At 70.2% G+C, this 11,626-nt stretch carries 10 protein-coding genes; 7 read left to right on the top strand and 3 right to left on the bottom strand.

Annotated features, from left to right (window positions below; translation table 11 throughout):
* A partial coding sequence (locus E1287_RS38740) for a hypothetical protein (RefSeq protein WP_131970357.1) occupies positions 1-1,954 on the bottom strand: 1,954 nt, incomplete at its 3' end.
* 124 nt (positions 1,955-2,078) lie between these two features.
* Between E1287_RS38740 and E1287_RS38735 the strand changes: the two genes are divergently transcribed.
* Genes E1287_RS38735 through E1287_RS38720 form a run of 4 tightly spaced genes read left to right on the top strand, consistent with a single transcriptional unit; the run spans position 2,079 to position 7,066 of the window.
* Entirely contained in the window at positions 2,079-3,065 is a 987-nt protein-coding gene (locus E1287_RS38735; RefSeq protein WP_131970355.1) for a hypothetical protein, read from the top strand.
* Complete coding sequence (locus tag E1287_RS38730; RefSeq protein WP_131970353.1) at positions 3,062-3,640, top strand: 3'-5' exoribonuclease; 579 nt, start codon at positions 3,062-3,064, stop codon at positions 3,638-3,640. Before E1287_RS38735 ends, E1287_RS38730 begins: the two co-directional genes overlap by 4 nt.
* Position 3,641: 1 nt before the next feature.
* Positions 3,642-6,404, top strand: a complete 2,763-nt coding sequence (locus E1287_RS38725) for an ATP-binding protein (protein ID WP_131970351.1) — start codon at positions 3,642-3,644, stop codon at positions 6,402-6,404.
* A gap of 8 nt (positions 6,405-6,412) precedes the next feature.
* Positions 6,413-7,066, top strand: coding sequence for a DUF1361 domain-containing protein (locus E1287_RS38720; RefSeq protein WP_131970349.1), 654 nt, complete (start codon positions 6,413-6,415; stop codon positions 7,064-7,066).
* 42 nt (positions 7,067-7,108) lie between these two features.
* Here the strand turns inward: E1287_RS38720 and E1287_RS38715 are convergent, their stop codons facing one another.
* Together E1287_RS38715 and E1287_RS38710 are read right to left on the bottom strand one after the other, a co-directional pair.
* Complete coding sequence (locus E1287_RS38715) at positions 7,109-7,507, bottom strand: hypothetical protein (protein ID WP_131970347.1); 399 nt, start codon at positions 7,505-7,507, stop codon at positions 7,109-7,111.
* A gap of 37 nt (positions 7,508-7,544) precedes the next feature.
* A complete protein-coding gene (locus E1287_RS38710) occupies positions 7,545-8,282 on the bottom strand; it encodes a maleylpyruvate isomerase family mycothiol-dependent enzyme (protein WP_243719732.1) in 738 nt (245 codons plus the stop codon).
* A 181-nt stretch (positions 8,283-8,463) separates the two neighbouring features.
* Between E1287_RS38710 and E1287_RS38705 the strand changes: the two genes are divergently transcribed.
* The 3 genes from E1287_RS38705 (at position 8,464) to E1287_RS38695 (ending at position 11,559) form a co-directional block, all read left to right on the top strand.
* Positions 8,464-9,663 carry a phospholipase D-like domain-containing protein gene (locus E1287_RS38705; protein WP_131970345.1) on the top strand — a complete coding sequence of 400 codons (1,200 nt, stop codon included), beginning with the start codon at positions 8,464-8,466 and terminating at the stop codon, positions 9,661-9,663.
* A 398-nt stretch (positions 9,664-10,061) separates the two neighbouring features.
* Entirely contained in the window at positions 10,062-11,000 is a 939-nt protein-coding gene (locus tag E1287_RS38700) for a hypothetical protein (RefSeq protein ID WP_207934720.1), read from the top strand.
* Positions 11,001-11,118: 118 nt separating this feature from the next.
* Positions 11,119-11,559 carry a hypothetical protein gene (locus E1287_RS38695; protein ID WP_131970343.1) on the top strand — a complete coding sequence of 147 codons (441 nt, stop codon included), beginning with the start codon at positions 11,119-11,121 and terminating at the stop codon, positions 11,557-11,559.
* Positions 11,560-11,626 lie beyond the last annotated feature (67 nt).

The raw sequence follows: 11,626 nt of genomic DNA, 5'->3' as shown, positions 1-11,626 counted from the left end.
CGGGCTGCTGCGGGGCGGGCGGCGGCTCCGGTAGAGGGCCGGTGGTGACGCGGTCCAGCGTGATGATGGACGGGTCGCACTCGACGGCCGTGAGGGTGCGTCCTCCGCCGGGCGCCGACTCGACCAGGAGCAGGGCGTGGTCGGGAAGGTGCTGGAGGGTGACGGGCTCGACGGCGTACTCGTACACGCGTTGCGTCGTGTCGGCGTCGCTCCAGTTGGTGCCCTGCGCGTAGGCGTAGGCGGCCGACCAGTTCCGGGACGTCGACGTGGCGGTCCCCTCGGTGTCGCTGGTGCTGGTGGAGCCGCCCCGGTTACTGCCGCGCTGGTAGGACGCGGAGCGCTCGGGAAACATCCCGAACATCTCGCCGCCCGAGTGGCTGGTGCCCGACGAGCGGCTCGTCCCCCAGTTCCGGGACGTGCCCGTCGTGCGGCTCGTGCTCAGCGTCTCGGAGTCGGCCTCGCCCTCGGTGCCGGTGGACGTGTGCGATTCGTTCCCGCCGATGTTCTTGGTGATCTGCGACAGGACGAAGCGGTGGTCGCGTCCGATGAAGTCGGCGGCGCGGGCCGCGTCCTCGTGGTTGCCGAGCCGCATGAAGGCGACGGCCCCGCCGCCGATCATCTCCGCGGACGTCTCGCGGAGCCGCCGGAACAGCAGGGTCAGCGGGACGCCGCGCCGCTCGCACGCGTCCGACAGCCGTTCCAGGTGGCGGCGGGCCAGCTCGTCCGCGCCGGCGACGACGAGGGCGGGCGTCGAGTCCCGCGAGGCGGTGATGCGGTGGGTGACCCATTGCACGATCAGGTCGGTGAGCAGCTCGGACCGGACGTTGCGGGCCTGGCTGTCCAGCGCGATGCAGGTCAGGTATCCCGCGCCCGCCTTCGCCGGCTCGGCGCCGAGGTTCTCCAGCGGGTGGACGTAGGACTCGATCCGCGACAGGTTCGCGTGCGCCTGGCGGCGGTACTCCACGGTGAACAGCTCGCTCGCGATGTGACGCCGTTCGTCGCGCGTCAGGACGTCGCCGTCGTCGGGTTCGCCCATCAGCGCGCGGAGCGCCGCCGCGAGCCGGCCGAGGGTGACGTCGTCGCCGAGGGCGGCGCAGATCTTGGCCAGGATCCGGTCGTCCATGCTGCGTTCGGCGCGGGCCGCGTCGGGCGTGCCGCCGTGCATGGACTCGACGATCGCGTCCACCAGGTCCTGCGGCGACATGTCGGTCAGGAGGCTGGACGAGGACTGGCGGCTCGGCAGAAGCTGCACGTCCACCGCCATCCCGGCCTCCTGCGACAGCTCGGCCAGCTCCCTGCTGACGACCTCCCGGGACAGGTCGAGCACCAGCAGCGGCTGGACGGCGAGCGTGGACGTCCCGTACGTGGTGAGCAGCGCCTCCCACGCCCAGAGCGTCCCGCCGAACACGTCCAGGCGGTGGGCGGGGCGCCTGGCCGCGCCCCATTCGGGCAGGCCGTCCAGCCGCGCGCGTTCGGCGGACTCGTGCGCCTGCCTGCGCGCCTGCCACTGGCGGGCCTGGTCCTGGTAGCCGGTCGCGTGCTGCCGCCGGGCCAGCTCGTGGGCCTCGCGGGCGTCCTGCCGCTGCCGGACGGACCATGACGTCAGCACCAGGCCCGGCGACGCGGCCATCGCGGCGAGCACGAGCGTCCCGAGCGGGACGGTGCTCGGAATCGTGAAGGCGGCGGCCCCCAGGCCGGCGATCAGCGCGAGGATCCCGGCGGCGCCGAGGCTCAGGGGGAGGGTCCGGCTCCGGTGGCGGCGCGCGAGCCGCTCGGTCTCCGCGACGCGGCGGGCCAGGTACTCCGGCAGCGGCCGCTCCCGCGGCGGGGCCTCGGGGAAGGGCCGCAGGAACCACCAGCGGTCGCGGAACACCCAGCCGAGGCGGGGCTCGGGGGTGAAGAGCCGCCCGACGCGCGTCCGCGGCCCTCCGTGATCGACGGGTCCACCCCTCACGACGCTGAACTCCCGTCCTGTCTCGGTGCGCAAACCACCCAAGCAGATTGACACGGGACTTGTCAGGCCGTCCGTCCCGTTTCGACCTTCCCATGGGGGGCCTTGCTCAATAGCCTGACAGGCCATGACCGTGGATCGGGACGGGACCGCAGCCAGGATCGACCGTCCGGCCGCACCAGCCGACGAGGAGCCTCCGCCGCCGCCCGACCGTCCCGGCGCCGAGGGCTCGCCGTCGCGAGCCGCGAGCCGCGCCGCCGCCCGCGCCTCCGACCGTCCCGGCGCGCCCGAGCCGCCCGGCGGGGCCGATCTGCCCGGCCCGCGCGTGGCACCGGACGACGACTGGCGGGAGCCCGCCGACGAGGCCGAGAGTGGCGACCGCGTGCCTGACCCGCCCTCGCAGAGGCCCGCGCGGGCGGTGGATCGGCCGTTGTTCCCCACGGTGACGGACCATTCCGGGTACATGTTCTCCGAGCGTGAATTCGCGTTCGCCGGTGTCTCTCCGGAGCAGGTGTGGGACATGCGGATGCATCGCGCTCCGCTCGGAATGCGTCCCGAGCAGTGGGACGAGTGCGTCGTCGAACTGCGCGCCGCGCTGGCGTACGACGGGTTCGGCGACGCCGAAGTCCGGCTTCAGGGGCCGGGTGCGCGGTTCTGCTCGCAGGATCCGAGGAAATGGTTCCCGCAGAGCGAGAGCGAATTGCGGGCCAGGGTCATCCAGCGTCACCGTGGCGCGTCGGACGACGAACGCCTCCGACGGGCGGACGCCGCCGTCGCGAAGTACCGGGCCGCGGGGTTCTCCCAGGAGCGGCCCAAGCCGATCACCGCGTTCTTCGACAGCATGTACGCGCTGGACGCCGCCTGCGAGCCGGACGCCTACGAATTCCAGATCACCGGCCAAAGCCTCGCCGGACGATTCCACGACGGCGAGCAGAACACCCCTGACCCGCAGCAAGTCGCCCCGGCACTGCGCGGCTGGGTGAGGCGCTGGGAGGGAGCGACCGGCCGTGGAGTGTCGCTGTCCATTGCCGATCGGCATCACGCGGGCGCGGGTCTGCGCGAGGATGACTGGATGGTGATCGGACCGGAGGACGAGAGGCGCGGGGAGAAGTGACGCCACGAGTCGAGACGTATTTTTCGGTGGACGTCGAAGCGGACGGGCCGATTCCCGGGCCTTACTCGATGCTCAGTTTCGGGATGGCGGCCTGCGGGACGTTCGACGGCGCGGAGTTCACGTCGTCCGACCCGGCGGAGCGCACTTTCTACGCCGAGCTGAAGCCGATCGGCGACGATTTCGTCCCGGAGGCGCTGGCGGTGAGCGGGCTGGATCGCGAGCAGCTCGCCCGCGAGGGCCTCGACCCGGCGAAGGCGATGAGCGACGCGGCGGCATGGGTGAAGGAGACCGCGGGCGGCACCCTGCCGGTGCTGGTGGCGTATCCGCTGGCGTACGACTGGATGTGGCTGTACTGGTATTGGATGCGGTTCACGTCCCGCTCGCCGTTCGGCCATTCACGCCATCTCGATATCAAAACCCTTTACGCGGCGAAGGCCAACGCGATGGTCGCCGAATCGACCAAGCGGCAGATGCCCGCCGCGCTGCTGTCACGCCTTCCGCACACCCATAACGCGCTTGACGACGCGATAGAGCAGGCGGAACTGTTCCAGAATCTGATGCGCTGGGACGGCTGACATGTGGGACGCCGTGCGCGGCCTGCCGGTCTGCCGCCTGCTGGAGGTCCCCCGTCCGGACGAGGAGGCGGGCGGCCGCGACGAGTGGCGCGACCAGCGGCTCGCCGCGCTCGTGTCGGCGTACCACGCGGGCGAGGAGCCGGTGCTGGTCGGCTGGCGGCGCCCGCAGCCGTCCGGTCCGACGGAGGTGTTCGTCGGCGGCGACGGCCTCCTCGCCAACTATGACAGGGCCGACCATGACGGGCGGTCGGCGACGCTCAGCCTCCCGGCCGGTGGACGCGGCGTGATGCTCCCTGACGGGATCGCCGAAGACTCGATGCCCTGCTGGGTGAGCATCGGCGCCATCGCGGACGGCCTGCTCGTCGACGACGACACGCCAGATGAACCCGCAAGGCCGTCCCTGGAGGACGGTCTCCTCTCCGTGTGGACGCAGCCGTTCGCCTGGATGCTGGTCGCCGAACCCGTGACCCTGGACGAGGCCGAGCGGCTCGCCGACGAGCTGGCCGTCCGGCAGCAGCGCGCCCAGTCGATGGCGGAGCTGTCGCCGGAGGAGTCGGTCGCGGCCGTCCGGCTGGAGCGGCGGCACCGCGAGCTGCGGCAGGCGGCGACGTCAGGCCTGTGGCGGGTGCATCTGATGGCGGGTGCCGAGACGCCGCAGGCGGCCGCCCGCGTCGCGGCGCTGGTTTGCGCGTCGGCCGATCTCAGCCGGTTGCCGTATGCGCTGGTCCCGGGCGCGCCGGGCCCGTTCGAGGCGAGCACGCAGCTGGTGGCGGCGGTGGCGCGCCCGCCCGTCCGGGAGGTCGCCGGAGTCCGGTTCGTGATGCGGCCCGAGTTCGACGTGACGCCCGAGTCGGGCGGCACGGGCGTGGGGCTCGGACGCGTCCTCGACCGCAACCGCCGCGACGTCGGGCCCCTGTCGGTGCCGCTGTCCAGCCTGAACCGGCACACGTTCGTCTGCGGCGCGACCGGCGCGGGCAAGTCGCAGACCGTCCGGTCGCTGCTGGCGGAGGCGTCGCGGGCCGGGCTGCCGTGGCTGGTCGTCGAGCCGGCGAAGGCGGAGTACCGGCTGATGGCCGCGCGGCTCCCGGACGCCGAGGTGGTCACGATCCGGCCGGGCGACACGGAGGCGATCGCCGCCGGGATCAACCCGCTCGAACCGGCACGGGGCCCGGACGGGCGGCCGTTCCCGCTGCAGACCCACGCCGATCTCGTCCGGGCGCTGTTCCTCGCCGCGTTCGACGCCGACGAGCCGTTCCCGCAGGTGCTGGCCGCGGCCCTGACCCGCTGCTACGAGCGGCTCGGCTGGGATCTCGCGCTCGGGGAGCCGTCCGACCCGGGGATGTCGCCGCGCTACCCGGCGCTCGCCGATCTACAGGACGCCGCAGAGCAGGTCGTCTCCGAGATCGGCTACGGGCAGGAGATCACCGACAACGTGCGCGGGTTCATCCGGGTCCGGCTGTCCAGCCTGCGGCTCGGCACGACGGGGCGGTTCTTCGAGGGCGGCCACCCGATCGACTTCGACGAGCTGCTCGCGCGCAACGTCGTCCTGGAGATCGAGGACGTCGGGGACGACCGCGACAAGGCGTTCCTCATGGGGACGGTGCTGGTCAGACTGGTCGAGCATCTGCGGATGCGGCAGCGCGCGGGCGCCGCGCCGGGGCTGCGCCACCTGAGCGTGTTCGAGGAGGCGCACCGGCTGCTGCGGCGGAGCGAGCACGCGGGGCCGGCGTCCCATGCCGTCGAGACGTTCGCGAGCCTGCTCGCGGAGATCCGCGCGTACGGGGAGGGGCTGATCGTGGCGGAGCAGATCCCGTCCAAGCTCGTCCCGGACGTGATCAAGAACACCGCCGTCAAGATCGTCCACCGGCTGCCCGCGAAGGACGACCGGGACGCGGTCGGCGCCACCATGAACATCACGGACGCGCAGTCGCAGTTCCTGGTGACGCTCACGCCAGGCGAAGGCGCCGTGTTCACCGACGGCATGGACTACCCGCACCTGATCCGCATGCCGGACGGTTCGCACCTGGAAAACGGCCCTGCACCGGTCGCGTCTCCGCGCGCGCTTGTGAGCCCGCGGAGCAGCACCTGCGGGACCGACTGCCGCGACTCCCCCTGCACCCTCCGCGACATGCGCACAGCCCAGCGCGCGGTGGCCGACCGTCCCGAGCTCGTCCTGTGGGCGGAGCTGGCGGCGGCCGCGCATCTGTCCGGCTGGGGCCCGCCGCGCCTGAACGTCCGGGTGCTGGACGGCCTGCCCCCGCGGCTCCGCGACTGCGCCGTCTCCCACTCGGTCGACGCCGCCGTCGCGGTCCGTGGCGCTCCCGCGCGGCTCGCCGACCATCTCACGGTCATCTTTCACGGACGCCACTGCGCGGACGACGAGACGGAATACTTCGCCGTCCCATATCGGTGGTGCCTCGTCCTAGAGGAACTCCAGCAAGCGCACCATGCGACCCCTGGCGCGGGCAGGCATCCCCGAAGCGAAGAATGGGCGTCCCTCTACAAGAGAACCATTCCCGGTGACACTCTCGCCGACCAACTCAGTCACGTCACCACCTGGTGGGAACGCGACCAGCGTGACCTGAACACCCGCAACATCGCACTCTGGGGAAGGACCCCGTCGGCGATCGAAACCGCAGTCGGCGCACTCCGTACCGACACTGACTGGCCTCAGCGCTTGCGTGAGGCGACGTCCGGCTTCGCCAACGTGGACGGCCTTCTTCACAACTTCTTCACAGCACCGGAGCCCGGAACTCATGCATGATGTCAATCATGGGGGTTTTGGAGCAGGTGGCACCGAATCTGGTCGACGTTCTGCGGCGTGACGTCTGGTGGATGGGCTGGAACACCCTTCTGGCCTGGATCCCGGTGGCCTTGGCCTGGGCGCTCTTCCGCGGCCGGCAGCTCTCCCGCTCGCCCTTCTGGTGGGCGGGTCTCGTCCTTTTCGTCCTCTTCTTGCCGAACGCGCCGTATGTAGTGACGGACCTGGTCCATCTCCGCGGCGACATCCTGATGGCCGACCGCGGCGGGCCCGTCGTGACCGCGATCCTGCCCGTCTACGCGCTGTTCATCGGCTCCGGGTTCCTGGCCTACTACCTGGCCCTGGGCGCCGCGCTCCGGCACCTGGCCCGCCTCGGCTTCGGCGCCTGGCAGGGCCGCGTCACGATCGCCGCGCACGCCCTCTGCGCCATCGGCGTCTTCCTCGGCCGGTGGGCCCGCCTCAACAGCTGGGAGCCGGTCGTCGACCCGCACGCCACGATCGAGCGGATCGTCGTCCAGCTGACCTGGGCGTGGGCGCCCGTGCTGATCGTCGCGACGTTCCTGGTCACGTGGCTGTGCCACTTCATGACCAAGGCCATCGCCGAAGCGTCGTTCGACGCCACCGTGAAGGGCGCCCGCCGCCTCCGCGCGACGCTCACGTCCTGAACGAGACCGCCGCCCCTCAGGGCGAGGGGCGGCGGATGCGGGTCACGACTGTCCGGACTGCGGTCCGGGGGGTTGCTGGCCCCACTGCTGCTGGCCGGGCGGGGGCCCCGTCTGCTGCTGCGGGGCTTGCTGCTGCTGGGGCTGGTACTGCTGCTGTGCTTGCTGCCCGTACGGGTAGCCCGGAGCCTGGCCCGGGATCGGCGGCGGGTCCGTTTTCGCACCGGCCGCGAACTGCCAGCCGAGCCCGACGAGAATCAGCGACAAACCGGCGAGGGTGAAGTTGAGCATCGTCGCCAGCTGCAGCTGGATCTCGCCCTTGTCGGCATCGGCTTCGTCCGCCTTCGCTCCCGCGGCCAGGCTGAAGATGAGCGCGAGCCCCACGAGCAGGAGGCCGACACTGAAGAAAAGGACGAAAATAGGGCTGATCTTCTTCCCTGACATGCCGTGCACAATACTGAGAAACCGCCTGTTTCGGGGGTCAGGCGGCGTAGTTGCGAAGGAGGCGGAGCGCGTCGGCGGCGTGCGGGCCTTCGGCGGCGAGACCGGTCTCCTCCGGCCTGAGCCGGCGGGCGCCGACGCGGCAGAACTCCGAGGCCGGGCCTGTGATCCTCGTGGGGGCGGCCAGGTCGCCGAACGTCCAGCGCGTACCGTCCGGGGCGGTGAGGTCGCAGAACACGGGGACGTCCGGGAGGCCGTCGAGAGCGAAGGCGTACGGCAGCGTCCGGTGCGCCAGCCACGCGACGTGGCGGATCCGGGCGGTGTCGGGGTAGGGGATGCCCAGCGGGACGGTGATGTCCTGCGCGTGGGCCCAGTGCTCGGCGAGCCTGGTCGTCGCCAGCGTGCGCGGCGACAGCGACGTCCGCACCCAGGACAGGCGCGTGCCCGGAGGATGGGCGCGCAGGATCTCCGGGGTCACGAACGCGGCCTTGCGCCAGCGCGCCAGCAGCCCGGCGGGCGTCGCCCCGCGCTCGGCGGCGACCATGGCGTCGGCGACGCCGTCCACGGTGCTCCCCTCGTCCGCCGACAGGAAGGCCGTCCCCTCCCCGATGGACGGGTCGACGATCACCTCCTCGGTCTGCGCGAGATGCAGGACGACGTCGGAGACGCTCCAGCCCTCGGCGCCGGACGGCCCGGCCCACTGCTCCGGGGTGAGCGCCTCCAGAATGGCGTCCAGCTGGCGATACTCAGCGGCGAGATCATCGAATACGTCCACCATTCCGCCACCATACCGAATCTCGTTCTGTTCCGCTTTCCCGCGCGAGTACCTGATCTTGCCAACGGCCGTCAACCGGATTTGCGTGTTCAGGACACGTCCGGTCGACGATCCGGAACCGTGTTGTAGCGTCCGTCCAACACCCCGCGCATAGCCCCCACATCGGCAGAAGGGGACCCTGCCCATGCATGCGCCCAAGCGCTTCAGACGATCCGTTGTCGGCGTCGCCGCCATACTCACGGCCCTGGCCGTCGCCGCGCTGTCCGCGGCCACCGCCGGGGCCGACGAGGAGACGACGCCGAAGACCGCGTCCGCCCTGGCCTCCGGGGCGTACTTCAACCGGCTCGGCCAGCCCGACGACAGCCTGGTCGACCATCTCGTCGACCTCATCAACGGCACCCCGGACGGCGAATCGATCACCGGCACCGCCTACCACTTCGACGAGCCCGGCGTCACCGACGCCCTCATCAAGGCCGTCAAAGAGCGTGACGTGAGCCTCCAGCTCATCACCGACTACCACGCCTACGAGAACGAGCCCGAGGTCAAGCGGCTCAAGAACGCGGTGGAGGGCCAGGACACGAATTCCTGGGTGGTCCGCTGCCCGGCGAGAGGCTCCAGTACCGCCTGCATCGGCACCGGGGCCATGCACAACAAGTTCTTCCTGTTCTCCAAGACCAGCGGCAGTGACTGGGTCGTGTCGACGACATCGATGAATCTCAACGAAGGTTCGGGACGGAACCTGTTCAACAGCACCTACACCCACGTCGGCAACAAGGACCTGTACTACCAGTTCGTCGAGTACTTCGACGACCTCGCACTCGCCATCCCGGACCCCAAGTACTACGAGAACAACCCGCCGCAGATCACCGGCAACACCAAGAGCTACTTCTACCCGCGCGGTTCGGGCGACACCGTCACCAGCACGCTGAAGGAAACCGCCTGCCCCGGAATGGTCCAGGTCGGGATGTGGTCCATCAGCCGCGGCTCCCCCACCGAGGAACTGCGCAGGCTCGCCGACGACGGCTGCACCATTCGGATCGTCGCCCACCACATCTACGACCAGGCGTGCGAGAACCTCACCAAGCCCGGCCACGGGACGATCACCCTCTACGGCTTCAAGGAAGGCAAGCCGTACATCCACTCGAAGAACATTCTCATCAATGCCACCTACACCGGGGAACCGCACCAGGTCGTGTTCACCGGCAGCGCCAACCTCAACAACCCCTCGTTGCGTGAGAACGACGAGAACGTCCTCCGGGTCATGGACGAGCCGCGCGTCTACGAGCAGTTCCACCGCAACTTCGACGCCATGATCAACGAGGCCGACTACAAGGTGACCACCGAGGACGACTGCAAGAAGCTCTTCAACGGCCAAGAGAGCTAGCGAGCCGGCGAACCAGAGATGCGGCGGGGGTGCTGAAAGGATCGGCGCCCCCGCCGCCGTTCGTCTGAGGCGCGCCGGACCCGCGTCCGACCTGGCCGAACGCCCCGCGCCACCGCTCCGGGAGACGGCCGCTTCTACGGGACGGTTTCTCCGCCGCGAATTTTCACCCCACGCCGGCGGGATGCGAAGACGATCTTTTCGGGAAATTGAATTTTCTACGGCGCCGCGTTCGGGGATCCGGGGGCTGAGCTGCGGTTTCCGACCTCGTTCGACAGATGTTCACAACGGTCGGCGGGAGGCGGCGGCGGCCGATACAAAATACGATCCCGAATCAGACATAGGTCGCGCCCTATCGGAGCTGGTCGCGGCCGACGGCTCCCGCCGAAGCGAGGTCCCCCGTGAAACGCACCCGCCGTCTGACCCTCTTGGCCGCCACGGTCGCCCTGTCCCTGGCGCCCGGCCATCTGGCCGCAGCCTCCCCCGCACCGGACACCCCGGCCGCCGCACCCTTCTGCTACGGAGAACCCTCGACCCCGACCGCCGACATCAGCGATCTCAAAGCGCGCTTCAGCGCCTCGAACTGGATGCCGACCCTCCAGGAGATGTACAAGCGGCGCTGGCCCAGCGGCGAGAAGCTGGCCATCGCGCAGGCCGGCGACAAGTACTGGGAACAGTTCGTGAACACCCGGAGCTTCGAGGGCTTCGCCGAGTCGATGATGGTGGCGATCCACGAGGAGACCCACATGTGGGACCTCGATCCGTCCCGGACCCGGTGGGACGTGCACATCGCCGCCTGGATCAACGCCTCGCAGCAGGCGTCCGCCGTCCCGCTGCACGGCGGATTCCCCCGCCGCGAGATCCTCCCGCTGATCACGGACAAGTACAGCGACAGCATGGACGGCATCTACCTGCGCGACTCCCAGCAGGGCTCCTACAAGCTGCAAGGCGTGCTGGCCGAGCAGAACGCCGGACTGACGGGCCTGCCCGCCGTCACCGTGCTGCAGGAGTACATCAAGGGCGTCGGGGCCAGCAACTCCCGGGACATCGCGGCCACCAACCTCCGCTACCTGCTGCTCTACCTGCGCGTCGCCAAGGACAAGCACCCCGACTACTGGGCCAAGATCAAGAACGAGCCGAAGCTGCGCGAGCTCGTCCTGACCCAGTTCCTGCGCACGGCCTACTGGCTGGAGAAGTCCGCCCCCTTCACCGGCAAGCTCGGCAGCCCCGACGCCGACCGCATCACCGCGACGAACTACTCGGCGGCGAACATCGCCATCCTGGAGGAGTTCACCGGCGCCAAGGTCCGTGTCGACACCGACAAACACTGCACCACCTGAGCGGAGCTCAACGGCGGCTCGCGCCGCCGTTCTTCGTGGCTGTGAGATGTCACAAACCATCGGTCCATTTCGTCTCTGAGTGAAGGGAGCCGAGCAGCAGAGAGAAATGGGGACATCCATGCACGACACCTCTTCCGGAGCGGGCACGGCGGCCACCACTGACCGAGCCGTGGAGGGTGGGACGGTGGTCGCCCTCTTGCGGGCCGTGGCGGTCCTCAGCCTGCTCGGGACCCTGTCGCAGGGCTTGACGGCCGGGATGTTCCTGAACGGCGACGTGAATTCGATCGATCCGCACCAGGTGAGCGCCTTTGTGGTGGAGTTCCTGGTGATCGTCCAGCTCGTGCTCGCCATTCTGGTGTGGCGCCGCAACCGCCGGCTGAAGTGGCCGCTCCCAGGGGCGATCGCCATCCTGGTGTTCACCTTCGTCCAGGCCGCCCTGGGCGTGGAGGGCTCGGTCGCCGCTCACGTCACCCTCGGCGTGACCTTGAGCGCGATGGAGATGGCGATGGTCCTGCGGTCCTTCCAGCTCCGCGTGGCGGGCCCGGCCGCAACCGCCTGACGAGCACGCACTCAGCCTGCGGTCAGGTAGCGAGGCGGGCGGGGGAGGTCGGGTGCCAGGCGGGTCG

The sequence above is a fragment of the Actinomadura sp. KC06 genome, assembly GCF_004348735.1.
Classification (GTDB): domain Bacteria; phylum Actinomycetota; class Actinomycetes; order Streptosporangiales; family Streptosporangiaceae; genus Spirillospora.
The sequence above is the reverse complement of the archived record's forward strand: the minus strand, read 5'-3'. Positions and strand labels throughout refer to the sequence as shown.